We start from the raw sequence: 26,467 nt of genomic DNA, 5'->3' as shown, positions 1-26,467 counted from the left end.
GGCCAAGCCGCATCCGGAAGGCTCAGAGCTGGGAGCCGGCCACGGCGAAGGTGTCGCACTGCTGCAGGGAGCCCGACTCCATGCCGGTGGTGAACCAGCGCACCCGCTGCTCGGAGGAGCCGTGCGTCCAGGTGTCGGAGTTGACGGTCCCGCTGGAGCGCTGCTGAATGTGGTCGTCTCCCACCGACTCGGCGGCGTTGATGGCGGTGGCGATCTCGGCCTGGGTGGGTTCGACCAGGAAGGCGGTGCCCGTGTCGGGGTCAACGGTCGTGGCTGCGTAGTGCACCCACACGCCCGCATAGCAGTCGGCCTGCAACTCGGTGCGCACCGAGTCGGAGTCCGCGCCCGTGCCCGAGCGGTCCGTGGAACCCATGACGCCCAGCAGGTTCTGGATGTGGTGGCCGAACTCGTGGGCGACGATGTACTCCTCCGCCAGCGGCGTGTCCTGGGCGCCCAGTGTGGACTCCATGTCGGAGAAGAAGCTCATGTCCAGGTACACGTTGGAGTCACCCGGGCAGTAGAAGGGGCCGACGGCGCTGGTGGCCGAGCCGCACGCCGTCGACACCGACTGCCCGTCCCACAGGATGAAGCCCGGCTCGGCATAGGCGGTGCCGGCCTGGCCGGGCAGCTGCTCATCCCACACCGCGTCCAGCGACTCCGCGGTGGCGATCATGCGGCACTGGGTGTACTGGTTGGCGGCCTGGCCACTGGTGCACATGGAGGTGTCGATGGTGGAGGAGGTGGAGGTGCCGGAGGCCGCGTCCTGCCCGCCCAGCAGACCGGACAGGTCCACTCCGGTCACCTGCGAAAGCAGGAAGACCGCCAATACGGCCAGCACGGAGCCGCCCCCGATGACGGCGCCACGGCCACCGGAGCGCGTCTGCACCCGGTTGGGATCGAGCTTGATGTTGCGGTTGAATGACACGGAACCCACCTCATTGCCGGGGCGTCGCTGCGCTGATTGTTTGCGGTCTGCGCCCAAGGCTAGCGGACACGGCGGATCCCGGTGACGCATCGGTGCGCCGTCGCCCCCACCACGAGTACCCTGGAGCCGTGCTGTACGACCTGCTGTACAAGACCGTCTTCGCCCGCATCGACCCCGAGACCATCCACGACGTCTGCGTGGAGGCGATCGAGGCCACCAGCAAGGTGCCGCTTGTGCGCGACGTCGTCCGGCAAGCCGTGGGGCGGCGCCCCGCCTTCCCCGTGCCGTCCGCGAACCAGGGCGGCCCATTCGTCCGCCCCGTCCCCGGGATCCTCGGCCTGGCCGCCGGCATGGACAAGGAGGGACAGGCCGTGGAGGGCATGGACATGCTTGGCTTCGGCTTTGTGGAGGTGGGTACTTTCACCGCCCGTCCTCAGCCCGGCAACGACAAGCCGCGCATGTGGCGCTACCCGACCATCCGCGCCGTACGCAACCGCATGGGCTTCAACAACTCCGGTGCCGACGAGGCCGCCGCGCGGCTGCGGCATTTGCGCTCCACCGTGCGGGGCCGCTCCATCGTTGTCGGCGCCAACATCGGTAAGACCAAGACCACGCCGCTGGAGCAGGCCGCCCAGGACTACGCCTACTCCGCCTCGAAGGTCGCACGCTGGGTCGACTACCTGGTCGTCAACGTCTCCAGTCCCAACACCCCCGGGCTGCGCAGCCTGCAAGAGGTCGAGTCGCTGCGGCCGATCCTCACCGCCGTGCGCCAGGCCGCCGACGCCGCCGCTCACAGGCACGTGCCGCTACTGGTCAAGATCGCCCCGGACCTGGCTGACGAGGACATCGACGCCGTCGCCGACCTGGTCCTGGACATGAAGCTGGACGGGGTCGTCGCCACCAACACCACCATCGACCACGACCTGGGGGAGGGCGGCCTGTCCGGTGCGCCCCTGCTGCCGCGCTCGCTACAGGTGGTGCGTCGTCTGCGCAACCGGATGGGGGAGGGCCCCACGATCATCGGCGTCGGCGGGATCTCCTCCATCATGGACGCGGAACTCATGCTCGACGCCGGCGCCGACCTGCTGCAGGCCTACACGGCGTTCATCTACAACGGCCCGGCCTGGCCCGGCCGCATCAACCGCGCCCTGGCGACCAGCCCGCGTCACCTGCGCTGACCCCGTCTCGCTCCCATCACCGAGGTCGGCTGATCTTACGTGCCGAGGTCGGCTGATCTTACGTGCCCAGATCGGTGGAAGATACGCACCGAGACCGGTCGAAATGGTGCGTGCCATCCGACCGGTCTCGGCTATTCGGGTACTTGGTTGACCAAACAGAGTGCGTCAGGCCGGACGCTGCTCGGGGGAGCGGGTCAGGGCTGGATCGCGCTCGACGACGTCGCCCAGAGCCGCATCGATTGCGACCATGACCTCGTCGCCCAGCTTCACACCGGAGGCCTTGACGTTCTCGACCAGCTGCTCCGGCCGCGAGGCGCCCACCAGCGCCGCGGAGATGAAGTCGTGCTGGAGCACCCAGGCGATGGCCAGCTGCGGCATGGACAGCCCGGCGTCGTCGGCAATCGGCTTCAGCTGCTGCACCGCGGTGAGCACGTCGTCGCGCATCCAGCGGCTGATCATCTCCTTGCCGCCCTTCTCATCGGTGGCGCGCGAGCCGGCAGGCGGCTGCTGCCCGGGCAGGTACTTGCCGGACAGGACCCCCTCGGCCATCGGCGACCAGACGATCTGGCCCATGCCGAGCTCAGTCGAGGTCGGCACGACCTTGTCCTCGATGACGCGCCACAGGGCGGAGTACTGCGGCTGGTTGGACACCAGCCGGAAGCCCATCTGGGTGGCGAGCTCCTGGCCGGCCCGGATCTGCTCGGCGGTCCACTCCGAGACGCCGATGTACAGGGCCTTGCCGGCGCGCACCACGTCCGCGAAGGCCTGCATGGTCTCCTCCAGCGGGGTGGCGTAGTCGTAGCGGTGCGCCTGGTAGAGGTCGACGTAGTCCATGCCCAGGCGGCGCAACGAACCGTCGATGCCCTCCATGATGTGCTTGCGGGACAGGCCGACGTCGTTGGGGCCCTTGGGGCCGACGGGCCAGTACACCTTGGTGAAGATCTCCAGGGATTCGCGCCGCTGCCCCTTCAGCGCCTGGCCCAGCACCTCCTCCGCGACGGTGTTCGCGTACACGTCTGCGGTGTCGAAGCTGGTGATGCCCAGGTCGAGTGCCGTGTGCACGCAGTCAATGGCGGTGTCGGCCTCCACCTGGGAGCCGTGGGTGAGCCAGTTGCCGTAGGTGATTTCGGTGATCTTGAGTCCGGAGCTGCCGAGATGACGATATGCGACCATGACACCAGCATAGACCAGTAAGTACCTCCATGGAACAATCCCGCCCCATCGATCTGCAGGACGTCATATCAACCGACCTCGGCGAGGGGGAGGGGCGCTCGGCCACTCGGGCGCTTATTCGCTCATTCGGGGTACTGGCGGCGCGCCACCTGGGGGGCGGGCTGGCGCCAGCGCCGCAGGTTGAAACAGCGGGAGAAGATGTACCAGAAAATGTGCCCCTGCGACTGGACCTTCTCCTGGCCGAACTTGGCGTACAGCCGCCGCCGCAGCAGCCGCCAGCAGATCACGGCGTCGATCATCGCGATGAACAGGAACAGGTAGACCGCCAGCATGAAGTAATAGCTGAGCAGCGTGTTCCGCGAGGAGAAGCCGATGAACACGATGATCAGCAGGAAGCTGAAGGGGATGAACAGCTCACCGAGCGAGTAGCGGGCGTCGATGTAGTCGCGGATATAACGCTTGATCGGACCCTTGTCGCGGGCGGGCAGGTAGCGCTCGTCGCCGGTCTGCATGGCCTGGCGCTGGCGCTCCCAGGCCGCATCCTGCCTGGCGCGGGCCTCCCGCTTGGCCGCCTTGCGGTCCGCGGGCACGATCGGGTGCACGTTGCGGGCCTGCGCATCCTTGCGCTTGGGGGTGGGGCGGCCCTTCTTACCGGAGGTCTTGGCGGGGGCGGCCGTGGCGGCCTCGGCGGCATCGCCGGACCGGTCGCGCTTGATGAACGGCAGCTTCTCTAACAGGCTCACGGGCCACAGGTTAGCGGCTCAACCGCGCTACCCTGCAACTCATGATCAATGCCGACGCCGTTTCCGCCGCCGTCCACGACTCCTTCGACCGGGTTGTCCGCGACCTGACCGAATTGGTGGCCATCCCCTCCGTCTCTGCCTCCGGGCACGACCCCGCCCAGGTGGAGCGCTCCGCGGAGCACGTGGCTGCGCTGCTGCGCGACGCCGGCCTGGAGGCCCGCGTCACCTCGGTGCCCGGCCCCGACGGCCCCGGTCGTCCGGCGGTGCTGGCCCACCGTGACGGCCCGGTCGGTTCCCCGCGCGTGCTGCTGTACGCCCACCACGATGTGCAGCCGGTCGGCGACCCCTCCAAGTGGCGCCAGCCCGACCCCTTCACCGCCGAGCGGCGCGGCGAGCGGCTGTACGGGCGGGGCACCGCCGACGACGGCGCCGGTGTCATCTCCCTGGTGCACGCCCTGCGGTTGGCGGCCGAGCTGAACGACGGCCAGCTGCCCTGCTCGGTGACCGTGTTCATCGAGGGGAGGAGGAAGTCGGGTCGCCGTCCTTCGAGGCGTTCCTGGACGCCTACCGCGAGCAGCTGGAGGCCGACGTGATCGTGGTGGCCGACTCCTCCAACTGGCGGGTGGGGGTGCCCGCACTGACCACCTCCCTGCGCGGGGTGATCCAGGTGGATGTGCGTCTGGACGTGCTCGACCACGCCCTCCACTCCGGCCAGTACGGCGGTCCGATCATCGACGCCGTTACCGCCATGTGTCGGCTGGTGGCGACCCTGCACGACGACGTCGGCGATGTGGCCGTGCCCGGTCTCGTCTCCCGGCCCGTGGCGGCCGGCGCCCCGGACTACTCCGACGCCGACTTCCGCGCCGACGCCGGCGTGCTGGAAGGCGTGAGGCTGGCGGGCAGCGGTGAACTGACCGCCCGGCTGTGGACCAAGCCGGCGCTGTCCGTCATCGGCATGGACGTGACGCCGCTGCGGGTGGCGGGCAACGTGCTCGCCCCCTCCTGCACCGCTCGACTCTCGATGCGCATCGCCCCCGGGCAGGACCCGGCCGCCGCACTGGCGGCCCTGAGCACTCATCTGGAGACCCATGCGCCCTTCGGGGCGCGGGTGACGGTCAGTGCGGGCGAGATGGGCCCCGCCTTCGACGGTGGTGCCGACAGCCCGGCCGCCCGCGCCGCCCACTGGGCGCTGACGCAGGCCTTCGGCACTGAGGCGGTCAACATCGGCCAGGGCGGCTCCATCCCCTTCATCGCCACGCTGAAGCAGACCTTCCCGGACGCCCAGGTACTGGTCACCGGCATTGAGGACCCGGATACGCGCGCCCACAGCGAGGACGAGTCCATGCACCTGGGCGACCTCGAGCGCATCGTCGCCGCGGATGTCCTGCTGCTCGCGCGCCTCGGCGGCGTGGCGTCCGCCGACTGACCTCGCGCAGGCGGACACGTATATGCGCGTACTTCTGGCGCCCGGCCCCATGTACCCCGAGCCGGGCGGTGTCCCGCTGGTGACCCCGGAAACCGGCCTGGCTGCGGCCGCCGCCGCAGACGCACTCGCCTCCGGTTGGGCGGGCGAGCGCCCCGACGACGTCCTCACGCTGCTGCCGCTTCCCGACGGCGGCCCCGGCACCGCCCAGGCGATCCCCGCCGCGGCGGTCATCTCCCGCGCGGTGCTGCAGGCCCGCGGGCCGTTGGGGGAGGTCCGCGAGGTGGACCTGCTGCGCCTGCGGCCTGCGGTCGCGCCCCGCGCGGGCGCGACGGGAGCCACCTGGCTGCTGGACGCCGCTCGGCTGGTCGGTCTGCCGTCCGGCCGCGATGAGGCGGCCCGCGAGGCCGAGGCCGGGACGACGCTGGGGCTGGGACAGGCGCTGGCCGCGGCGCTCGGTGCTACCGCTCCCGGTGACACGCTGATCGTTACCCTGGCATCCACAGCCGTCCACGACGGCGGAGCGGGAGTGCTGGACGGCATGGGCGGTCTGGAAGCCGCCCGGGGACTCTGCGATGGACGTGAGCTGCTGCTCGCCCTGGCCGACGACACGCCGCTGGGGGGTGTGTCCGGCGCCGGCCAGAGCCTGAGCGACCTAACCAGCCTGTCTAGCGCGCGTGCGCAGGTGCTGAACCGGCGGGCCTGCGCCGCGGCGTCGCAGATCGCGGCCCGGGTCGCCGTGCCCCGGCCGGACTCGCTCCCGGTGGTCGGCGGCGAGCCCACGCAGGCACAGTTGCTATCCGCCACCGCCCGGGGCACGGGGGCCGGCGGGGGAGCGGCGCTGGTGTTGCGGGCCCTCGGCGCCCGCGCCCTGCCCGGCCCCCGCGTCTTGGCGCTGCTGCTGGGTCTGGAGGATTCCGTGGACGGGCAGGATCTGGTGGTGACCGCCACCGGCGAGGCCTACGACGTCGTCGCCGACTCCGTGACCGCGGTGGTCGGTGAGGCGGCTGGGGCCTGGGCTCTGCCGACGGTGCTGGTGGCGGGCCGGTTGGCCGTGCCGCGCGGTGAACTCGCGGAGGCGGGCATCGTGTCGGCGTACTCGCTTGAACAGCCGCGCACGGTGGAAGACCAGGTGTGGAATGCCGGCGGGGCGGTGGCAGTGGGCGCGCGGTTGGAGGCGATCGGCGCGCGGCTGGCCCGCACCTGGTCCCGCTGAGAGGCTCGCACCGACCTCGGCGGGATTTGGGACCGGGGGAAGAGATCAGGAGACCATGGTGTGCGGGGCGGGGGCCGTGGAGCCGCGCACAATCAGGTCGGGCTTGAACAGCAGTTCCGTGTCGGCCGGATGCTCGCCGGCGATGGCGGACAGCAGTGTGGTTACCGCCGCCCGGCAGATCGCGGCCACCGGCTGACGCACCGTGGTCAGTGGGGGGTTCATCATGGGAATCAGCGGGGAGTCGTCGTAGCCGATGACGGACACGTCCTGCGGGACGTGCTTGCCGGCGGCGCGCACCCCGGAGATGACGCCGAGCGCCATAATGTCCGACCCGCAGATGATGCCGGTGCAGTCCTGCTCCAGCAGCCTGCCTGCGGCGCTGGCGCCGCCCTCATAGGTGTACAGCGTTTCCACGATGCGCAGCGGCTGGTCGGGCAGGTTGGCGCGCATGCCGTCCTCGTAGCCGGCGGTCTTGCGCTGTGCGGGCACCATTCGCCCGGGGCCGGTCGCCAGACCGATGCGGGTGTGCCCGAGGCTGGCCAGGTGGTCTACCGCCATGCGGGCCGCGGCCCGATCATCGGTGGCGAATCCGGGCACCTTGATGGTGGATGCGTTGCCGTTGACGGTTACCAGGGGCACGCCCCGGTCCCGCAGCCGCTGGTAGCGGGTGACGTCGCCGCCGGTGTCGGAGTGGCGGCCGGACACGAAGATGATGCCGGCCACGCCCCGGTCCACGAGCATCTCAATGTACTCGTCCTCGCTGGTGCCACCCGGCGTCTGGGTGCACAGCAGCGGGGTGTGCCCGCTGGGGGCGAGTAGCTGCTCGATCTCCTGAGCGTATAGCGGGAAGATCGGGTTGGTGAGCTCGGGAACGATCAGCCCCACCAGTCCCTTCGAGGTCTGGCGGAGTGACTCCGGGCGTTCGTAGCCGAGCAGGTCGAGGGCGACGAGCACCTGACGTCGGGTCGCTTCGGCTACGTTCGACTTGCCGTTGAGAACCCGTGACACGGTCGCCGTCGAGACGCCCGCCTGCTCGGCGATGTCGGCGAGGGTGATGCGCTGTTGCACGATGCCAATCCTAAAGGGAAACCGACCGATACTGCCGCCACGCGGCGGTACTTGGTACGGGTTGAGACGAGCCATGCATACCGCGCCTAGTGCGTGCAGATCTTATCGGTGCGGGGAAGCACCGCTCTCAAAGTGACGATGGCCGAACCGGGTCCGGTGGCGTTCACGGTCAAGTGGCCGTCCGCGCCGCCGATCACGGTGACGTCGACGCCGTCCATTGCATGCACGTCGTCCACCGCCCCTGCGGGCAGGCACGCCAGCGGCAGGTCCACCGTGGCACCGGCGGCACGGGCCAGCGCCACCAGCACGTCGCCATCCGGGTGAGTGCGCAGCCAGACCAGCAGGTCCTCGTCGGCGTACACCCAGCGCATGCCGCCGCGGCGCAGCGCCGGCAACTCGTGGCGCAGCCGCCCCAGGTGCCGGTAGCGCCCCAGGGCGACGCGGTCCACCGGCCCCCAAGCGCCGTCGGGGCCGAGCTCGTCGGTGGGGGCGGCGCCCGGCGGGGCGGTCCACGGCATGGTGGTGCGGGAGTGCTCGCCGGTGCGTCCCGTGGCTCCGAGCTCATCGCCGGAGAACACCGTCGGCACGCCCGGTGCGGTGAACAGGGCGGTGGCCGCCACCAGTTGTGCCTCCCGGGAGCCGACGACGGTGCGGATGCGCGGCGTGTCGTGCGAGCCCAGCAGGTTCATGGAGTGGGTGATGGAGGTGGCCGGCATGTGTGCGGTGTACTCGCGCACCCCCTGGGAGATCGGCCCGCCGGGAAGGCGCGGGATCCCGGTGGGGATACCCAGCCAGTTCAGGCCGTCGGCCGGGTCGGGGTGGGCCAGCCAGGACCACAGCGGCCGGGTGAACCCGTGGTAGTTCATGGTGCCCTGCCAGCCGGTCCCGGTCAGGTCGCCGGAGGCGTCGTGCCCGTGCTCGGCCACCAGCCATAGCTGGCGTCCGGTGACGGCCCGCCGGAACCAGTCGTGAGTGACGCCCGTGTGGTTGGTGGTCAGGTCCAGCACCAGCCGCATGTCGCGGTCGTGCAGGGCCTGAGTCAGCCGGGCCAGCGCCGCGTCGCCGCCGAGCAACGCGTCCACGTGGTCGAAGCTGGTGGAGTCGTAGCGGTGCACGGAGCCGGCCGGGAAGACCGGAGTCAGGTAGACGGTGTTGACGCCCAGCTCTTGCAGGTAATCCAGGTGATCGACGATTCCATCCAGATCGCCGCCGTACCAGGCCGCTCCGCTGGGGTCTCCCGCGACCGGCGGCTCGTCGAGCCACGCGTGTGCCTGCGCCCAGGCGGGGGCGGTGCGTTCACGCGGTGGGGTATGGGCGGAGAAGCGGTCCGGGAAGATCTGGTAGCACACGGCGTCGAGTACCCAGTCGGGCGCATCGTCTTCGGCCAGGACCCGGAAGTCCATGGCGTCGGGGACGTCGTGGTCGGCCAGGCCGGCGGCGTGGAACCAGACGTAGGGGCGGTCGGAGTCCGGCGTCAGCAGCAGGAACCGGTAGTGGTTGGTGGGGTTGACGAGCCGGAGGGTCGCCTCCCACCAGGCCCCGGCGTCGGTGCGGGCCACCAGCTGGGCGGCGGACAGGGACGGCTCGCCGTCGACCACCTGGCGCAGGATGATGTGCTCGGGTTGCCAGGGGGCGGGCACCCACAGTCTGGCGGTGAGTTCGGCGCCGGGGCGGCGCGTGCCCAGCAGGTAGGCGGGCCCGGTGTCATGATGGGGCTGGTTCAGATAGTGCGTGGTGTTCAGACAGGTCATCGATCGGTTCTTGGGATGGCTATTACGGGCGGGGTCAGCCCTTGACGGCGCCGGCGGTGGCGCCGCCGACGATGTACTTCTGCAAGTACTGGAACAGGGCGATTACCGGCACCATCGTCATGACCGAGCCGGCGGCGAAGATGCCGAGGTTGTTGGAGCGGTCGCCGGAGAGCATGCCGTACAGGCCGACGGCGAGGGTCTTCTTGGAGTCGTCGGTCAGGAAGATCGAGCCCAGCAGGAACTCGGAGATGATGCCGACGAAGGCCAGCAGGAAGGTGGTCGCCAGGATCGGCTTCAGGGAGGGCAGCAGAATGCGGTAGAAGACCTGCCAGTGGGTGCAGCCGTCGAGGATGGCGGCCTCGTCGAGCTCCTTGGGAATGGTGTCGAAGGTGCCCTTGATCAGCCACACCTGCCCCAGGGCGCCGCCCATCAGCGCCAGGCAGTAGCCCAGCAGCGTGTTCAGGCCGATGCTGGGCAGCACGTCGCCGATGCCGGAGATCATGTTGTAGATGGCGATCATCGACAGGGTGGTGGGGAACATCATGATCAGCAGCAGCGCCAGCAGGCCGCCGCGGCGCCCCTTGAAGCGGAAGCGGCTGAAGGCGTAAGCGGCCAGCACGGAGAAGAAGATCTGCGCCGCGGCCACGACCGCGCACACGATCATGGTGTTCAGGTACCAGCGGGTGAATGGCCCCTTGTCGCCGCCCAGCAGTGTCTGGTAGTTAACCAGGCTTACCCGGGTGGGGATCAGCGAGGTGGAGGCCACGGTGCCCAGGGGGTTCAGCGAGGCGGAGATGACGTACAAGATCGGGAAGGCGGCGAACACGAGCGCCAGCACGCCGACGACGTGACGCCAGCCGATCTCGCGGAACCACCGGCTGAAAGGCATCTGGTTCTGTTTCGGTGCCGTCTCGGGGACGCCGGTGGGGCGGGGCGCCGTGGAGGTAGTGGCGGTTTTTGCTGCAGTCATTTTCAAACAGTCCCTTCCGACGCTTTCAGTTGATGTCTTCGAGGCGGCGGGTGGCGGTGAATTGCGCCGCGGCCAGGACACCGGTGATGACGAACAGGACGACGGAGACGGCGGAGGCGAAGCCGTAGTCGGCCCCCGATCCGCCGAAGGCGATGCGGTAGACCATCGAGATGAGGATGTCGGTGCCGCCGCGCGTGTACTCGCCGGCGGCGAAGGGTCCGCCCTCGGTGAGTAGCTGGATGGCGTTGAAGTTGTTGAAGTTGAAGGCGAAGGTGCTCACCAGCAGCGGCGCCACCGAGACCAGCAACAGCGGGGTGATCACCCGGGTGGTGGTCTGCCAGCCGGAGGCGCCGTCGATACGGGCGGCCTCCTTCAGGTCGTCGGGGATCGACTGGAGGGCGCCGGTGCAGACGATGAACATGTAGGGGAAGCCCATCCACAAGTTGGTCAGCAGCACGGCCACCTTCGCCCAGTTCGGGTCACCCAGCCAGTTGATGTGCAGATTCAGCATCTCGTTGATCAGGCCGAAGTCGCGGTTGTAGAAGTTGGACCAGATCAGCAGCGAGATGAAACCGGGCACCGCATAGGGCAGCAGCAGGAAGGAGCGGTACAGCTTCTTGCCGCGAATACGGTCGTCGTTGAGGGTGAGGGCCAGGAAGTAGCCGAGCAGGAAGGTCAGCAGCATCGAGCCGCCGGCGAAGACCAGGGTCCAGGCGAAGGCGCCGCCCAGCTGCTTGAGCAGGCTCTGGTTGCCGAACAGGCGCTGGAAGTTGTCCAGGCCAACGTTCTGCTTCCAGGACTGGGCGAGCTTGTCGCCGTTGGCATTGACGAAATAGTCGGAGCTGCCGACCTTCTGCACCGTGTATACGTCGCCCGTCTGAACATTCGTTATCGAGTCGGCTGCTTCGTCGTACACCATCGTCTTGGTGCCCTCGAAGGCGGAGCGCACGCCCTGGACCTTGATGGCACTGGCGTCGGAGACCGACAGGGTTAGGTTGGAGATGGTGTCGTAGGCGGTGTTGATCTGCTTGCCGGTCAGGATGGTGTAGCCGTCGGCGGCGGTGACGAAGCCGTCGGTGACCGTCAGGTCCACGTCGGTGGCGGGCTGGACCGTCTCGCCGTCGGCCCCGTAAAGCACCTCGTCGGTTTCGGTGTCCACCAGGAACAGGGTGAAGGGACCCTCTTCCGCGCTGCCGGTCGTGGCCACCGACAGGTTGTACAGCGGGGAGTCGGCGGCCTGGACCACGGAGTTGTTGGTGATGGTGGTGATGGCGTCTTCCTTGGTGCCGCGGAATCCGTCACCGAAGTTCGTGAAGGCGGTCTGGATCGTCATCACGATCGGGACGATCAGGAAGACCGCCAGGAAGAAGGTGCCGGGGAAGAAGTACTTGCCCGGGATGAACCGGTGGGTGGAGTACAGCACGAAGATGGCGACGGTGGCCGTCACCACGATGAACAGCCACAGCCACATGCGCGCGGCGATGAGCAGCGGCACCAGGTAGGCGGCCAGGGCCAGGGCGGCGCCGAGGACGAGCACTCGTCCGAGCACGGAGCGGATCGTCGTGGTCCGCTCCCGCAGCGTGCGCCGGGAGGATTCGGGTTGGTCCGCGCCTGTGGCGGCGTGGGCGCCGTCTTTGTGGGCGGTTGGGGACGTCATCGTCGAAGGACCTTTCACAATGCTGAAAGAGGCTGAAAAGACAGGCGTGAAAACAGACGTGAAAACAGATATGAAAAACAGACAGGGCGAGCGTCCGGCCGGCTCGGGGAGCGGTCGGCGCAGGTCAGGGGGGCCGTCGGCGGCCGGCGGGCGACGGCCGGGAGGCGCGGTCATGGTGAGGGCCGGCGGCGAGGCCGCCGGCCCTCACCCGCGGTTCACAGTCCGAGCGTGGAACGGATCTCGTCGCCGGCGCTGGTCATGGTGGACTCGGGGTCCGAACCACCGACGATGTTGGCCTCGGCCATGCCCAGCGGGCCCCAGACGGCGGACATCTCGGGGATTGCCGGCATCGGGTCGGCGTTCTCTGCAAACTCCATGAACTTGACCATGTTGGCGTCGCTCGACTCCAGCTTGCTGGCCAGGTCCTCCTGGACCGGCGGCAGCGGGTTGATCGCGTACATGGCCTCGGCGATGGTGGAGTCCTTGGCGACGTCGGCCACGAAAGTCTCCGCGAAGGCCTTGTTGGCGCCGGCGGCGGCCACGTAGAAGGCGTTGACGCCGGCGAAGGGGCGGGCGTCCTCCATGCCCTCGAAGCCGGGGATCTTGGACAGCTCGAAGTTGATGCCGGCGGTGTTGATGTCGCCCAGTGCCCAGGGGCCGGAGATCAGGTAGGCGGCCTTGCCCTCGGTGAACAGGGAGATGGCGTTGTCGCTGGTGACGGAGGTGGCCAGCACGCCCTGCTCGCCCAGTCCACCGATCTTCTCGGCGGCGGCGATGGACCCCTCGCCGCCGACGCCGACGTCGGTGGCGTCCAGGGAGCCGTCGCTCTTGGTGCCGAACAGGTAGCCGCCGCCGGAGGTGTACAGCGGCTCCATGTGGTAGGCGTCTCCGGACTCGCCCACGGGCAGGGAGAGCACGACGTCGGCGCTGGAGGCCTGGCCGGCCTCGACGAGCTCCTCGATGGTGGCGGGCTCGGTGACGTCGGTGAGGTCCGTGTTGACGAACAGGCCCAGCGTTTCCACGCAGTAGGGCACGCCGTAGTACTGGCCGTCGTAGGTCACGGCGTCTAGGGCGACCTGGCTGTAGTTGGACTCGGCGGCCGAGTCGAGGGTGATGGGGGAGATGGCGCCGTTCTGCACCAGGTTGCCGATCCAGTCGTGTGCGGCCACGATCATGTCCGGGCCGTTGCCGGCCGAGTTGGCGGCGATGAAGTTGGATTGCAATTCGTCGTTGGCGACTGTTTGCACCGCCACGGTGATGTCCTGTTCGTCGCCCCACTGCTGGGCGATGTCCTTGAGCGCGCCCGCCTTGACCTCGTCGGTCCAGATGACCAGGTCGGCGTTGGTGTCGCGGACGACCTGCTCGTCGGTGGAGCCGTCGGTGGCTTCGGCCGGGGCCTGCGAGGCGGCGGTGGAGGTGTTGTCTGAGCCACAGGCGGCAGCGGCGGCGAGGGTGGTGGCGATAGCGGTCATAGAGAGGAACGACCGGCGATTGAGGGACACCGTGATTCTCCTTCGAATCGGATGGGAGCTTGCGATTGACGGCAAAAAATGTAACGCGCCTGTGCAAGCCATGCAAGGAGAAGGGGGTCTTGCTGCAAAGTTGTTGCAGAAAAGTACCTTAGGCGACAGTCGCCGCGGCCGCCCAGACCGTCGTCGCCGGGGGCACGACCAGGTTGTCGCCGTCTTGCCCGAGCTGCGCGGAGGACAACAGCACCTCGGCGTGCTCCGGCAACAAGAGCGCCCGCGAGGAGGTGTTGACCAGCACTAGCACATCCCGCGTCAGCGCCGTCAGCACGTCCCGTGGAGACCAGTCCAGGCCCTGCACGAAGGCGAAGGGCGCCGCTGCAAGATGGTGCTCGTGGCGTACATAGGTGGCATGGCGAACGGTGGCCAGCGGTGAGCCGAACTGGGTGCCCTGAGAAGCGGCCTGTGTCTGCACCAACTCGGCCAGCGCCAGCGGGTCGGTGGGCTTGTCTGCGTCGGGCAGACCGATCTCATCACCCTGGCGCAGGTAGACGGAGCCGGGCAGCGCCAGTACCAACGCCTGCAGTGCCAGCGCACGCCGCCGCAGCTCCGGGTCGGGCGCGGTCTCGAACCAGCGGCTGCCGTCACCGGGGTTGGCCCGATCCACCAGTCGGTAGCCGGGAAGGAAGCGCCACACGGGGGCGGCGCCGAAGCGGTCGTGCTCGCGCAGGGAATGGGTGATGGCGTCGGTGAGCGACTGGGGGTCCCAGCGTGAGAGCATGAGTCGGTCGTCGCGCAGGTGGTGCAGCCAGTCGTCCTGGAGGTGATGGCGCAGCGCGTCGGGGTAGCTGGCGGAGACGTCCGCACCCAGCGTCCCATCGGGCACGTGCTGTGCCAACAGGGACTGCATCAGCGTGAAATAGTTGCTGAGTCGTTGCAGATCCGACTGGTCCCACACCTCGGGTGGGATGATCGTGCCCAGATCCACGCCGTCGGCGCCGGCGGCGAGGAAACAGCCGGCCCTTTCCACCAGGCCTTCGAAGCCGCGTTCCTCGCCGACCAGAATCGGGTTGGCCTCGTGGGCGTGGAGTCCGGTCACCGGCCCCAGTGCGCCGGAGATGCGCACGATCACGCGCAGACCCTGCTCGTGGGCGCGATCGGCGAAGCGGCGGAACTCGGCGATGTCGGTGCTGGTAGCCAGACGGGAAGGGCGTATCAGTACGGCCCCGAAGCCGAGGGAGACGACATGCTCGCAGATATTGCCCAGATCGCCCAGCTGCTCAGCCCCAAGCTCGGGGGAGACGACCTCGTATACGAGCGTGTCGCGCCACCACTCGACCGGGCCGGCGTATGCGCGGTGGATGAGCGTCGTCGTGGTGCTCACGGCAACTGGCTCCCTTCCGCCGGGTTGTGCCCCGGACCTGCGGGCTGACCCGGGCCCGCACGGGCACGGGCGCTGCCCGATGACAAGACATCCTGCTAAGCCATTCGGCTAGAGCGTGACTCATAGTAACCCGCCGTCATGAACGCCGCTGCCACAAGTGCTGCGATACGTTGGACTCATGTCCATCTCACATCCGCACTCACCGGCCGCCGTCGCGCCGGAGGCAGGCGGCGTCATGGGCGAGGACACCGGTGACCTGGTGGGCTACGGCGCCGACGATGTGGCGCGCTTCTTGCCCGAGCCGCCCAAGAATCCGCAGCGCACGCCCTTCGAGCGCGATCGCGCCCGGGTGCTGCACTCCTCCGCCCTGCGCCGCCTGGGCGCCAAGACACAGGTGCTGGGGCCCTCCGCGGACGACTTCGTGCGCACCCGGCTGACTCACTCCCTGGAGGTCGCCCAGGTGGGTCGCGCCCTAGGGCAGGCGCTGGGCTGTGATCCCGACGTCGTCGACGCGGCCTGCCTGTCCCACGACCTGGGCCACCCGCCCTATGGGCACAACGGGGAGCAGGCCCTGAACGTGGTGGCCGAGTCCATCGGCGGCTTCGAGGGCAATGCGCAGACCTTCCGTATCCTCACGCGCCTGGAGCCCAAGACCCTGGACGCCCACGGGCGCGGCGTGGGCGTGAACCTCACCCGCGCCAGCCTGGACGCGGTCGCCAAGTACCCGTGGGCCAAGGGCGAGGGGCCGGGCGGCCCCGGTGGTCGCTCCGCGGTCAAGTACTGCTGCTACGACGACGACCGCGAGATCTTCTCCTGGATGCGTGCCGGTGCTCCCGCCAACCGCCGCTGCCTGGAGGCCCAGATCATGGACTTCTCCGACGACGTCGGCTACTCCGTGCACGACGTCGAGGACGCCATCGCCCTGTTCAAAATGGACCCCGCCCGGCTCGCCGACCCCGCCGAGGTCGTCACCGTCGTCGACGCCACCCGTGCCTGGTACGGCGGGCGCATGAGCGCCGACGCGCTCGGCGCCGCCTGGGAGCGCCTGGCCGCGCAACCGTTCTGGATACACAGTTACACGGGGGCACTGGCGGACGCGGCACAGCTGAAGAACCTCACCAGCCAGCTCATCGGCCGTTTCGTCTCCGCAGTCGCGCGTGCCACCCGGGAGGTCTTCGGGGAGGGGCCACTGACCCGCTACGACGCCGACCTGGTCATTCCCGAGGAGACCTCCGCCGAGATCCTGGTGCTCAAGGGCGCGGCCGTGCGCTATGTGATGGCACCCCGCGAGCATGAGCCCGTCTACCTGCGCCAGCGCACCGAACTGTTCGACCTCGCCGACGCCCTGCTCGAGAGCAACGGTGCGCACCTGGAGCCCATCTTCGCGGCCGCCTGGCACCAGGCCGCCGACGACGCCGGGCGCCTCCGGGCCGTGGTGGACCAGATCGCCTCCCTGACCGACACCTCCGCGCAGGCCTGGCATGCCCGCCTGTGCGGGTTGCTGTCCGCGGTGTGAGCACTTCCCGCGGTGCAAGCCGTTACTGCCCGGCCGTGGGCGGAGTCGGCTGGGGCAATCGCCGTCCATTCCTGTCGCACCCCTCGCCTAGGATGAGGCCATGGCGGGACTGATCAAGCGCGAGGACATCGACGCGGTGCGCGAGCGCGCCAAAATCGAGGACGTCGTCGGCGAGCACGTCACGCTCAAAAGCGGGGGAGTGGGCTCCCTGAAGGGCCTGTGTCCCTTCCACGACGAGCGCACCCCCTCCTTCAACGTCCGCCCCCAGCTGGGGCTGTGGCACTGCTTCGGCTGCGGCGAGGGCGGCGACGTCATCGACTTCGTGCAGAAGATCAATCACCTGTCCTTCACGGAGGCGGTGGAGTACCTGGCCGGTCGCGTGGGCGTGCAACTGCGCTACGAGGAGGGCGGGACGGTCAAACGCGGCGTCGAGCCGGGCACTCGGCAGCGGCTGCTGGAGGCCAACCGCCTGGCCGAGTCCTGGTTCCAGGAGCAGCTGGCCACACCGGCCGCCCAGACCGGACGGGACTTCCTGACCGGTCGTGGTTTCGACCGCAACACCGCCGCCCACTTCGGGGTGGGCTATGCCCCGGAGGGGTGGGACAATCTGGCGGGCGTGCTGCGCTCCCACGGCTTCACCGAGCGGGAACTGGTGGAGTCCGGACTGTGCGGGCGCGGCAGCTCCGGGCGCATCTACGACCGCTTCCGCGACCGGCTGATGTGGCCCATTCGGGACGTCACCGGCGCCACGGTCGGCTTCGGCGGGCGCCGCCTGTCGGACGCGGACAAAACCGTCCCCAAGTACCTCAACACGCCCGAGACCGCCATCTACCACAAGGGCCAGGTCCTTTACGGCCTGGACCTGGCCAAGGCGGAGATCGCCCGCTCCCACAAGATCGTCGTCGTCGAGGGCTACACGGACGTGATGGCCGCCCACCTGTCCGGGGTGACCACGGCCGTGGCCACCTGCGGCACCGCCTTCGGCCCGGACCACGTGCGCATCGTGCGCCGCCTGCTCGGGGACGCCGCCGACCCCTCCGCCGGGGTGATCGCCGGCAACCGGACCCGCGGCGGGGAGATCATCTTCACCTTCGACGGCGACGCCGCCGGCCAGAAGGCCGCCCTGCGCGCCTATGGGGAGGACCAGCACTTCGCCGCCCAGACCTTCGTCGCCGTCGAGCCGCGCGGCCTGGATCCGTGCGACCTGCGCATGGAGGAGGGCCCGGATGCGATTCCCCGCCTGCTGAGCCGGCGCGTGCCCCTGTTCGAGTTCGTCATTCGCGCCTCCCTGGCCAACCTCAACCTGGACACCGCCGAGGGGCGCGTACAGGGCCTGCGCTCGGCCGCGCCCGTCGTCGCCGGTATCCGCGACCGGGCGCTCAAGCGCGAATACACCCGGCGCCTGGCCGGCTGGCTGGGACTGCCGGAGTCCGAGGCGGTGGGCGCCGTGCGCGCCTATGAACGCCGCGGCGGGCACGCCGCCAACCCCGCCGGCGGGCCGGGACCGTACAGCCAGAACAGCCAGTTCGGGCCGCCCGACGAGTTGACCACGGCGGGCCCGGTCGAGCGGCCCGGCCTGCCGCCGGTGACCGATCCGGTGGAGAAGCTTGAACGGCAGGCGCTGGAGGTCATCGTGCAGGCACCACAGGTGGCGGCCCGTGTGGGTGCGGATGACATCAACGCGGTGGCCTTCTCCGTGCCGGTCCATCGCGCGGTCTTCGAGGCGATCGAAGCGGCCGGGGGAGCGGCCGAGGTGGACGGGCTCGTGCAGCAGGCGCAGGCGGCGGGACTAACGGGACCCGACGCGGTCAAGCGCGCCACCACGCACTGGCTGGAGCAGGTGCGTGCGGGTGCCATTGGGCCGATCGCCGCCGCGGTGACCGAGCTCGCCGTCGCCCCGCTTCCGCTGCCCGCCCCGCGGGGCAACCGCGAGGCCGAACCGGATCCGGACGCCGTCGAGCGCTATGCCTCGGGCGTGCTGTCCTCGCTGGCCCGCACGGGCATCAACCGGCGACTTACGGAGCTGCGCTCACGGCAACGGCGCATGAACCCTAATGAGGACGGCTACCGGGAGCTGTTCGAGGAGATCGTCGGCCTGGAGAACCGACGCATGCAGATGGCCCGCGGGGCCTGAACCGGTTAGGCTGCGAGCAGACCGCGAGGATCGCTCGGAGCAGGTCGGCGAGTAGTGGCCCGGGCGGCGCGGGGGTTACAGCCCGCGTTCGCGCAGCTCGCGCATGGCCTTGGCCCGGTTCTTGCGCGACAGGCGGTCCAGGTACAGGTGTCCGTCCAGGTGGTCGCATTCGTGCTGGATGCAACGTCCCATGAGCTCCTCGCCCTCGACGACCACCTTCTTGCCGTCCAGGTCGATGCCCTCGGCGCGCGCGTACCAGGCGCGCTCCGTCGGGTACCACAGGCCGGGCACCGACAGGCAGCCCTCCTCGCCGTCCTGGAACTCGTCCTTGGAGAGCTCGACGATCCGGGGGTTGAGGATGTAGCCGATCTCGCCGTCGATGTGCCAGGAGAAGGCGCGCAGGCTGACGCCGATCTGGTTGGCGGCCAGGCCCGCGCGGCCGTCCTCGTTGACGGTCTCGAGCAGGTCCTCCACCAGTGACTTGACGGAGTCGTCGATGTCGGTGATCGGGTCGCACACGGTGCGCAGCACCGGGTCGCCGATAATGCGGATGTCGCGGTATGCCATGGGGCCATCCTCGCACGTTCCGCGGCGCGTCTCGCACTCGGGTGCGCGTCGCCGTCGGTGGCGGCTAGCCTGAGGGGCATGATGGCGCCGATCCGTAAAGCCTCTTTCGCCCGGCCCGCATGGCGCTCCGGTGTTGTGGCGCGCCTGCGTCGCCGCGCCGCGATCCCACCCGTCCTGGCGGCAATGGTGCCCGACGACGGCCCCCTGCTCGGGGCGGTGCCACTGGTTGAGGACGACTCCCGCTGGGCCGCGGCCACCGCCAACTATCTGACGGTTGTCGGCCACGGCGGGGTCGAACTGAGGCGGGGCTGGCATGAGGTTGAGCGCGGCCGCTGGGACGCCCAGGCCGCGACCTTCACACTCACCTGGACGGATGCGACCCGCCGGCCGCTGGTGCTGACGGTGCCCGAGGCGGTCAGCCGCGGGGAGAAGGCCGTGGCGGTGGATGTCGCCCCGTTCGCCCGCGCGTTGCGGCAGGGGGTCGAGTCGGCCCTGGTGCACGCGGTCACCGGGCAGCTGCCGGCTGGTCGACGTGTAACCGTCAGTGTGCGCCGCGACTCGGATGGTCGCTTGTACACGGCCTCCGACCTGTCCACCGATGACGCAGCGGCACTGGACGAGGCCGACGGCGCGGCGCTGGAGGAGCTCATCCGGCGCGCCCGCGACGGTGTGGGACTGCCCACAGGCTGACTTTCCGGTGCGCTGGCGCCAGGTTGAGCAACGGGGCAGATTCGACGTCGGCGCCCGCGGCTTGCTAAAGTTCCACCCGCGCCAAGCGCGATCCCGCGTAGCTCAATGGCAGAGCATCCGACTGTTAATCGGAGGGTTGTTGGTTCGAGTCCAACCGCGGGAGCCGAACGTCGGCCTCGCCCTCACGGGCGGGGCTTTTGTCGTCTTCAACCAGCGCGGCACCCGCGACTGCGGCGCGTGGCTCCGTAAGGCGCTGGATCTGCTCGGAGAGCGCGGCGATTTCACCTTGTAGGTCTGTGACCTGAGCGCGCGTAGCCGCCTCCTGCTCGGCGTTCTCCTCGGCGACCAGGGAGATGATCCAGGAGGCGAGCGTGGCGGTCACCACGCCGATCAGTGCTACGCCGCCAATCATTAGCAGTATTGCGGTGGCTCGGCCGACGGTCGTGACGGGTGCGAGGTCACCGTAACCGACGGTGGTGATGGTGACCAGCGACCACCACAGCGCGTCCGGAAAGCTGGTTATGGAGGCTCCCGGTGCTCCGCGTTCGGCGTCCAATACCGCCAACGAAGCCACGAGGGAGAGCAGTGCCACGCTCCCTGCCGTGTAGGCGGTGATCCGTCCTCGCAGGGCGGTCCCGGCGCTGCGCTGAAGGACGCCGACCAGGGCCAACAGCCGTACCAGCCGAAGCGGCCGCAACATGGGCAGCGCCACCATGGCGAGGTCCAGCAGGTGGTGGGCGAACCAGTGGCGACGATCGGAGGCCAGGGCGAGACGGGCACCGTAGTCCACGGCGAACACGACCCAAACGACGTTCATCACCGCCTCGGGGAGACGCCGGGCAGAACCCTGAAGGTCCGCGATCACCTCCCAGGCATAGGCGGTGAGGAAGAGGACGGCGGCGACGATGAGCGGCCACTCGGTGACGTGCTCCCACAACTGCAGACGTCGAGAAGAGCCCTTTGTTTCAGCTGGCATGCCCGTGATCGTAGAGGCAAGCGGACGGCTGATCGCCAGGCGTGCGGCGGAGGGCTGGTGTACCGGTGGGCATCCTGAGGACACCGCCGGCGCCGCGGGTCGGCGGTGTGCGAGTGGCGGCCTGCCCCTGCTTGGACCGCCCACGCCCCGTTGGACCGCTGTAACCGGCGGCTACGGCGGTCCAACGGGGGGACAGGGGTCCAACTGGAGGAACGCGGTCCAACTAGGCGCATCCCTCCCTGCGCCTGCGGGACCCGCCGGCCCCTGAGCGCTTGCCCGGTAGGTACACGATCCTGGCGATGCTGGACCACACGCCGTGATCCGCGCCCGCCGCGGCACCGGCGCGGCCTGAGACGGGCGGCACGTCTCCGGATGCGGTGATGTCGGCCCGGCGGCTGGCATTGCGCCTTCGGCTCTGGCATCATGATGCCGCACGCCGCGTGCGTCACGCGAAGCGCCCGGATGATTCGAGAACGTTGGGGAAGACGAATCTCGGAACAACCAGGAGGCGATCCCCGTGAACGGTGCCTACACCCGCGGTGTACTTTTCGTGCACTCCGCGCCCCGCGCCCTGTGCCCGCACATCGAGTGGGCCGTGGCCGAGGTGCTGGGTAGTCGTGTCCACTTCGAGTGGACCGAGCAGCCCGCCGCACCCGGGATGATGCGCGCCGAGACCAGCTGGGTCGGACGCGTCGGCACCGGCGCTCAACTCACCAGTGCCCTGCGCGGCTGGGCGAACCTCCGCTACGAGGTCACGGAGGAGGCGTCGCCCGGTTACGACGGCGGACGCTGGTCGCACACCCCCGACCTGGGCATCTTCCACGCGCAAACCGACGTGCACGGCAACGTCGTGGTTCCCGAGGACCGGGTGCGTGCCGCCCTGGCCCACGCCGACCAGCCCGCGGTCATGCGCCGCCAGCTCGACCTCGCCCTCGGGCAGGCCTGGGACGACGAGCTCGAGCCCTTCCGCTACGCCGGTGCCGGTGCCCCCGTGCGCTGGTTGCACCGAGTCGGCTGAGCCTCCGCGACCGGCCGCCTTGCAGCCCCAGCGCTCCGCCCGCCACTTCGACCGGCCTCGGTACGTAAGATCAACCGACTTCGGTGGTTTTGGCTACCGGTCTTGGGGGCGGGTCCACCGGTCTTGGTGACTTTGGAAGCTAGGGAAGGCGGGTGAAGGCGAGCGCCACGTTGTGGCCTCCGAAGCCGAAGGACGTGCTCACGGCCGCTTCCAGCCCGGGGGCATCCCGTCCCTCCGGTCCCACCACGTCCAGGCCGAGTCCCGTGATGGCCGGGTCGATACCGCCGGGAAGCAGCGTCGGCGGCAGTCGACGCTCGTACAGCGCCATCACCGTCAGCACCGCCTCCAGGCCGCCCGCCCCGCCGAGCAGATGCCCGGTGACGGACTTGGTCGCCGACACGCCCGCCCCGGGCACGGTCCGCGCCAGCACCGCCGCCTCCACCGCGTCGCCCGCGGGCGTGGAGGTGGCGTGGGCGTTGACGTGCCCGACCTGTGCGGCCTCCAGCCCGGCGCGCTGCAAGGCCAGGCGCAGCGCCCGCTCCTGCTGGGCACCGCCTGGCTCCGGGCGCACGGCGTCGTAGGCGTCGGCCGTGACCGCGCTCGCGGCCAGGACCGCCAGTGCACGCGCGCCCCGCGCGGCCGCATGCTCGGCCGCCTCCAGCACCAGCACGCCGGCCCCCTCACCCAGCACGAAGCCGTCCCGATCCGGAGCGAATGGGCGCGAGGCGCCGGCCGGGGCGTCATTGCGGGTGGACAGGGCGCGCATGGCGGCGAAGGCCGCCATCACCATCGGGTGCAGGGCGGCGTCCGTGCCCCCGGCGACGACGACGTCGGCGCGACCCAGGGCGATCAGGTCGGCCCCGTAGGCGATCGCCTCCGCCCCAGACGCGCACGCCGACACCGGCGCGTGCACGCCGGCCCGCGCCCCCAGCTCCATCCCCACCGCGGCGGCCGGCGCATTGGGCATGAGCGCCGGTATCGCCGTCGGCGGCACCCGCCGCGGCCCCTGCTCGCGCAGGGCGTCCCAGGCGCCCATGACGGACAGCACCGGCCCGATGCCGGGCGACACGGACACCGCCAGCCGCTCGGGATCCGCCTCCGGGGCACCGGCGGCCGACCATGCCTCGTGGGCGGCCACCATCGCGCATTGGCTCGACCGGTCCAGCCGACGCCGCTGCCGGTTGGACAACTGCGTGGCGGGGTCGACGGCGAGCGGCGCGGCGATCCGCACGGGCAGGTCTCCCGCCCATCCGGCATCCAGTGGGCGCACCGCCGAGTGGCCGGCGTGCAGCGCCCGCCACGTGCCGGGCGCGTCTCCGGCCAGCGGGTTGGTGCTTCCCAGCCCGGTTACGACGACGGCGCGTGGATCGAGGGCGGATGCGGGCGACACGGGCTGCTCGGCGGCGTCGAGACGGTCGGGGTCTTCAGCGCTTCTGAGCGCCCACGAGGTCCACGAGTGCGCCAACGGTTTTCACGGTCGGAATGAGCGCGTCGTCGAGTGTGACGCCGAAGCGCTCCTCCACCTGGGTGGCGATGGTCAGCAGCCCCAGGGAGTCGATGTCGAGGTCGTCGGCGAAACGGGTCTCCGGCGAGACCAGTGTGGTGTCCACATCGGCCTCTTCCGCGACGATTTCGGTAACGGCGGCGAGGATATCGGTGGGGGTGTCGGCCATGGCGTTCTCCTTGGTTCTTTCGTGCTGATGGGCTTGGTTGTGAAGGATCGGGTGGTGTCGGGGCCGGTCCGGGCGGCTAGTGCGAGTTGCCGGCGGCGAGCCGGCCGACGATCACCGCCAGGTGCAGCACCAGGCCGTCGCGGGCGTCGGTCGCGTCCCAACCGGTCTGCTTGCTGACGCGCCCCAGCCGGTAGCGGACGGTGTTGGCGTGGACGAACAGAGTACGCGCCGTCATCTCCAGGCTCCGGCCCAGTGCCAGGTAGGTGGCGACGGTCTCCTCGTAGAGCTCGCCCATCTCCCGCAGCGGTTCGGTTACCAGTGCCCGAATCTGTTCGACCGCCAGCGGGTCGCCGTCGAGTAGGCGTTCGGGCAGCAGGTCGTCGGCGCGCACCGGGTTGGGGGCCTCGGCCCAGCCGGGCAGCGCACGCAGCCCCGCCAGTGCCGAGCGCAGGGACCGGCCGGCCTGGGCGACGCCGTCGACCACCGGCCCGATCACCACAGCCCCGTCCAGTTCCACGGCGATGCGGTCGGCGGCGGCGACCAGCCGTGTCCGTTGCGCCGCGGCATCGGCCGTCTCATCGGCGGAATCGCCGCCGAGTACCACGATCACCGAGTCGCTGTGCACCGAGACCAGGCAGTCCTGCGCCCACTGGCGGCACTCGTGCCGCAGCCGGGAAGTGGCCAGGGCATCCAGCACCGTGCGCGCCACGATGGCGACGACGGGCCCGGTGCCGCGCCAGCCGGCGGCGCCGGCGCGGGTGGCGGCGTCGTCGGCGGAGTCGTGCAGCATCGCGTCGACCGCCACCGACTCCAGGCGGGCGTCCCAGGCGCCGCGGGCCTCGGCCACGCGGGCGTACACCTTCGCCGCGGCGAAGCCGACGTCGCGGCCGAAGGTGAGTACCCGCACCCGGACGGCGTCATGCCCGGCGGCCGGGACGACATTGGGGGCCTCCTCCTCGACGACGTCGACGACGGTGCGCACCAGATCCAGGGTCTGCTCCAGGGTTACGGCGCCGGTCAGCGCAACCGGGGCGACGTTGAAGATGCCTGAGGGATCCACCTCCGCGCCCCGCTCACCCACCGAGTCCACGAACATGGTCACGCCCACCCGTGCCACCTTCTGAATCTGGTCGCGCGAGGCGGACGACAGCGTGTGATACCAGGGGAGGGCCGCGCTGATGCGGTCCAGGGAATGCTCGATGAGCGTGTTCTGCGCCTCCCGCAGGGCCGTGACGGCCGGGGCGCTGAGCTGGTCCATGCGCCGATGCTAGCGGCCCTTGCCGCCGGGGACGGAATGCCGGCGGACGGCGCTGCGCGGCACCCGCAGGCGCGCGGGCCGGTAAGGTCGGCAGGGTGCGGGGCAGGCGCCGTCGACTCCCCGCGGGGCACCCCGGCCGACGGCGGTGAGCGCCCCGCGGCGCGGACGGAGGAATCATGACCCCAGCCACCACAGCCACCCGTACCGAGGAGGACCTGCTGGGCACCCGGCAGGTGCCCCTGGACGCCTACTGGGGGATTCACACCCTGCGCGCCACCGAGAACTTCCGCATCTCCAAGGAGACCGTGGGGGACCAGGAGGAGTTCGTGCGCGGAATGGTGGAGGTCAAGCAGGCCTCCGCCCTGACCAACAAGGAACTGGGCACCGTCGCCGAGGACATCGCCGACGCGATCGTGTGGGCCTGCGAGCAGGTGCTGAAGGCGGGCCGCTGCCTGGACCAGTTCCCGATCGACGTCTTCCAGGGCGGCGCCGGCACCAGCGTCAACATGAACACCAACGAGGTCATCGCCAACCTCGCCCTGGAGCACCTGGGCTATGCCAAGGGCCGCTACGACATCGTCAACCCCAACGACCACGTCAACAAGTCCCAGTCCACCAACGACGCCTACCCGACCGGCTTCCGGCTGGGCATGTACCGGGCCGTCAACGCCCTGGAGATGGACCTGTGCGACTTGATCGACGCCCTGCTGGCCAAGGGCAAGGAGTTCGCCGACGTGCTCAAGATGGGGCGCACCCAGCTGCAGGACGCCGTCCCCATGAGCCTGGGTTCGGAGTTCCGCGCCTTCGCCGAGCTGCTGGACGAGGAGATCCCGCGGCTGATGAACAACTCGGCGCTGCTGCTGGAGGTCAACCTGGGGGCCACCGCGATCGGCACCGGACTGAACACCCCGCCCGGCTACCGGGAGGCGGTGGTACGCCACCTGGCGGAAGTCACCGGGCTGCGGGTCACCGGCGCCCACAACCTGCTGGAGGCCACCGGCGACACCGGCGCCTACGTGTCCATGCACGCCGCCATCAAGCGGCTGGCCGTGAAGCTGTCCAAGATCTGCAACGACCTGCGGCTGCTGTCCTCCGGGCCGCGGGCGGGGCTGGCCGAGATCCGACTGCCGGAGCGGCAGGCCGGCTCCTCGATCATGCCCGCCAAGGTCAACCCGGTCATCCCCGAGGTGGTCAACCAGGTCTGCTTCAAGGTGATCGGCAACGACCTGACGGTGACGATGGCCGCGGAGGCCGGGCAGCTGCAGCTCAACGTGATGGAGCCGGTGATCGCCCAGGCCTGCTTCGAGTCCATCCGCCTGCTGCGCCACGCGCTGGTGACGCTCAAGGACCTGTGCGTGGTGGGAATTCAGGCCAACGCGGAGGTCTGCCGCCGCAACGTCATGAACTCCATCGGCATCGTCACCTATTTGAACGAGGTGATCGGCCACCACAATGGCGACCTGGTGGGGCGCGAATGTGCCCGTTCCGGACGCAACGTGCGCGAGGTCGTGCTGGAGATGGGCCTGCTTGACGAGGCCACGCTCGACGAGCTGCTCAGCCCGGAGAACCTGATGCGCCCCCGCTACCGGGACGCGCACTACTACTCCGGCACCGACCCCGACGTGCGTGCCGTGGCTGAAGACTGACTGAAGGAGCTGCGGCGGCGTCGGCGAGTCTCGGC

21 protein-coding genes, 1 tRNA gene and 1 pseudogene are annotated in these 26,467 nt (G+C 69.9%); 9 read left to right on the top strand and 14 right to left on the bottom strand.

All coding sequences use genetic code 11. The features are described from left to right. Positions 1–22: 22 nt before the first annotated feature. The gene (gene ypfJ, locus C3B71_RS08330; RefSeq protein ID WP_108967337.1) at positions 23–925 is read right to left on the bottom strand and encodes a KPN_02809 family neutral zinc metallopeptidase; all 903 of its coding nucleotides are present in this window, start codon (positions 923–925) and stop codon (positions 23–25) included. A 128-nt stretch (positions 926–1,053) separates the two neighbouring features. Between ypfJ and C3B71_RS08325 the strand changes: the two genes are divergently transcribed. Next, positions 1,054–2,103, top strand: coding sequence for a quinone-dependent dihydroorotate dehydrogenase (locus C3B71_RS08325; RefSeq protein ID WP_108967335.1), 1,050 nt, complete (start codon positions 1,054–1,056; stop codon positions 2,101–2,103). Positions 2,104–2,268: 165 nt separating this feature from the next. Here the strand turns inward: C3B71_RS08325 and C3B71_RS08320 are convergent, their stop codons facing one another. Both C3B71_RS08320 and C3B71_RS08315 read right to left on the bottom strand, forming a co-directional pair. Beyond that, positions 2,269–3,276, bottom strand: coding sequence for an aldo/keto reductase family protein (locus C3B71_RS08320; RefSeq protein WP_108967333.1), 1,008 nt, complete (start codon positions 3,274–3,276; stop codon positions 2,269–2,271). A gap of 122 nt (positions 3,277–3,398) precedes the next feature. After that, a complete protein-coding gene (locus C3B71_RS08315) occupies positions 3,399–4,019 on the bottom strand; it encodes a DUF3043 domain-containing protein (RefSeq protein WP_234415853.1) in 621 nt (206 codons plus the stop codon). 41 nt (positions 4,020–4,060) lie between these two features. Here C3B71_RS08315 and C3B71_RS08310 point away from each other — a divergent pair. Both C3B71_RS08310 and C3B71_RS08305 read left to right on the top strand, forming a co-directional pair. Then, a pseudogene (locus tag C3B71_RS08310) lies at positions 4,061–5,445 on the top strand (M20/M25/M40 family metallo-hydrolase). A 22-nt stretch (positions 5,446–5,467) separates the two neighbouring features. Then, positions 5,468–6,658 carry a glycerate kinase gene (locus C3B71_RS08305; protein WP_108967331.1) on the top strand — a complete coding sequence of 397 codons (1,191 nt, stop codon included), beginning with the start codon at positions 5,468–5,470 and terminating at the stop codon, positions 6,656–6,658. A gap of 45 nt (positions 6,659–6,703) precedes the next feature. On the opposite strand, the gene C3B71_RS08300 is transcribed toward C3B71_RS08305, so the two are convergent. The 6 genes from C3B71_RS08300 to C3B71_RS08275 all read right to left on the bottom strand — a co-directional run bounded on the left by C3B71_RS08300 (position 6,704) and on the right by C3B71_RS08275 (position 14,954). Beyond that, positions 6,704–7,726, bottom strand: coding sequence for a LacI family DNA-binding transcriptional regulator (locus C3B71_RS08300; RefSeq protein ID WP_108967329.1), 1,023 nt, complete (start codon positions 7,724–7,726; stop codon positions 6,704–6,706). A gap of 86 nt (positions 7,727–7,812) precedes the next feature. Next, positions 7,813–9,477, bottom strand: a complete 1,665-nt coding sequence (locus C3B71_RS08295) for an alpha-amylase family glycosyl hydrolase (protein ID WP_108967327.1) — start codon at positions 9,475–9,477, stop codon at positions 7,813–7,815. A gap of 34 nt (positions 9,478–9,511) precedes the next feature. Next, positions 9,512–10,447, bottom strand: coding sequence for a sugar ABC transporter permease (locus C3B71_RS08290; RefSeq protein ID WP_083565859.1), 936 nt, complete (start codon positions 10,445–10,447; stop codon positions 9,512–9,514). A gap of 25 nt (positions 10,448–10,472) precedes the next feature. After that, a complete protein-coding gene (locus tag C3B71_RS08285) occupies positions 10,473–12,104 on the bottom strand; it encodes an ABC transporter permease subunit (protein WP_108967325.1) in 1,632 nt (543 codons plus the stop codon). Between the two features lie 215 nt (positions 12,105–12,319). Beyond that, the gene (locus tag C3B71_RS08280; protein ID WP_108967323.1) at positions 12,320–13,606 is read right to left on the bottom strand and encodes a sugar ABC transporter substrate-binding protein; all 1,287 of its coding nucleotides are present in this window, start codon (positions 13,604–13,606) and stop codon (positions 12,320–12,322) included. A gap of 118 nt (positions 13,607–13,724) precedes the next feature. After that, positions 13,725–14,954 (bottom strand): glycosidase, encoded by a 1,230-nt coding sequence (locus C3B71_RS08275; RefSeq protein ID WP_108967321.1) that lies wholly within the window; start codon positions 14,952–14,954, stop codon positions 13,725–13,727. A gap of 235 nt (positions 14,955–15,189) precedes the next feature. On the opposite strand from C3B71_RS08275, the gene C3B71_RS08270 reads away from it, so the two are divergent. Beyond that, entirely contained in the window at positions 15,190–16,470 is a 1,281-nt protein-coding gene (locus C3B71_RS08270; protein WP_395994447.1) for a deoxyguanosinetriphosphate triphosphohydrolase, read from the top strand. Positions 16,471–16,570: 100 nt separating this feature from the next. After that, entirely contained in the window at positions 16,571–18,604 is a 2,034-nt protein-coding gene (gene dnaG, locus C3B71_RS08265; RefSeq protein ID WP_073331739.1) for a DNA primase, read from the top strand. A gap of 75 nt (positions 18,605–18,679) precedes the next feature. On the opposite strand, the gene def is transcribed toward dnaG, so the two are convergent. Continuing rightward, a complete protein-coding gene (def, locus tag C3B71_RS08260) occupies positions 18,680–19,171 on the bottom strand; it encodes a peptide deformylase (RefSeq protein ID WP_073331741.1) in 492 nt (163 codons plus the stop codon). A gap of 78 nt (positions 19,172–19,249) precedes the next feature. Between def and C3B71_RS08255 the strand changes: the two genes are divergently transcribed. Together C3B71_RS08255 and C3B71_RS08250 are read left to right on the top strand one after the other, a co-directional pair. Then, on the top strand, positions 19,250–19,861 hold the full coding sequence (locus C3B71_RS08255; protein ID WP_234415852.1) for a hypothetical protein: 612 nt from the start codon (positions 19,250–19,252) through the stop codon (positions 19,859–19,861). A 91-nt stretch (positions 19,862–19,952) separates the two neighbouring features. After that, positions 19,953–20,024 (top strand) — tRNA-Asn (locus tag C3B71_RS08250). On the opposite strand, the gene C3B71_RS16800 is transcribed toward C3B71_RS08250, so the two are convergent. Beyond that, the gene (locus C3B71_RS16800; RefSeq protein WP_325048227.1) at positions 19,986–20,576 is read right to left on the bottom strand and encodes a potassium channel family protein; all 591 of its coding nucleotides are present in this window, start codon (positions 20,574–20,576) and stop codon (positions 19,986–19,988) included. The genes C3B71_RS08250 and C3B71_RS16800 overlap by 39 nt on opposite strands. 778 nt (positions 20,577–21,354) lie before the next feature. Between C3B71_RS16800 and C3B71_RS08240 the strand changes: the two genes are divergently transcribed. After that, positions 21,355–21,855, top strand: a complete 501-nt coding sequence (locus C3B71_RS08240; RefSeq protein WP_073331744.1) for a DUF3145 domain-containing protein — start codon at positions 21,355–21,357, stop codon at positions 21,853–21,855. Positions 21,856–21,994: 139 nt separating this feature from the next. On the opposite strand, the gene C3B71_RS08235 is transcribed toward C3B71_RS08240, so the two are convergent. From C3B71_RS08235 to C3B71_RS08225, 3 genes are all read right to left on the bottom strand, one after another. Beyond that, positions 21,995–23,245, bottom strand: a complete 1,251-nt coding sequence (locus C3B71_RS08235) for a beta-ketoacyl-[acyl-carrier-protein] synthase family protein (RefSeq protein WP_108967317.1) — start codon at positions 23,243–23,245, stop codon at positions 21,995–21,997. Between the two features lie 34 nt (positions 23,246–23,279). Then, complete coding sequence (locus C3B71_RS08230; protein ID WP_108967315.1) at positions 23,280–23,528, bottom strand: acyl carrier protein; 249 nt, start codon at positions 23,526–23,528, stop codon at positions 23,280–23,282. Between the two features lie 76 nt (positions 23,529–23,604). Continuing rightward, entirely contained in the window at positions 23,605–24,786 is a 1,182-nt protein-coding gene (locus tag C3B71_RS08225) for a PucR family transcriptional regulator (RefSeq protein ID WP_108967313.1), read from the bottom strand. A 176-nt stretch (positions 24,787–24,962) separates the two neighbouring features. Between C3B71_RS08225 and aspA the strand changes: the two genes are divergently transcribed. Further along, positions 24,963–26,432 carry an aspartate ammonia-lyase gene (gene aspA, locus C3B71_RS08220; RefSeq protein ID WP_073331754.1) on the top strand — a complete coding sequence of 490 codons (1,470 nt, stop codon included), beginning with the start codon at positions 24,963–24,965 and terminating at the stop codon, positions 26,430–26,432. Positions 26,433–26,467: the final 35 nt, after the last annotated feature.

Source organism: Actinomyces sp. Z16, assembly GCF_003111765.1.
GTDB lineage: Bacteria > Actinomycetota > Actinomycetes > Actinomycetales > Actinomycetaceae > Actinomyces > Actinomyces glycerinitolerans.
The sequence above is the reverse complement of the archived record's forward strand: the minus strand, read 5'-3'. Positions and strand labels throughout refer to the sequence as shown.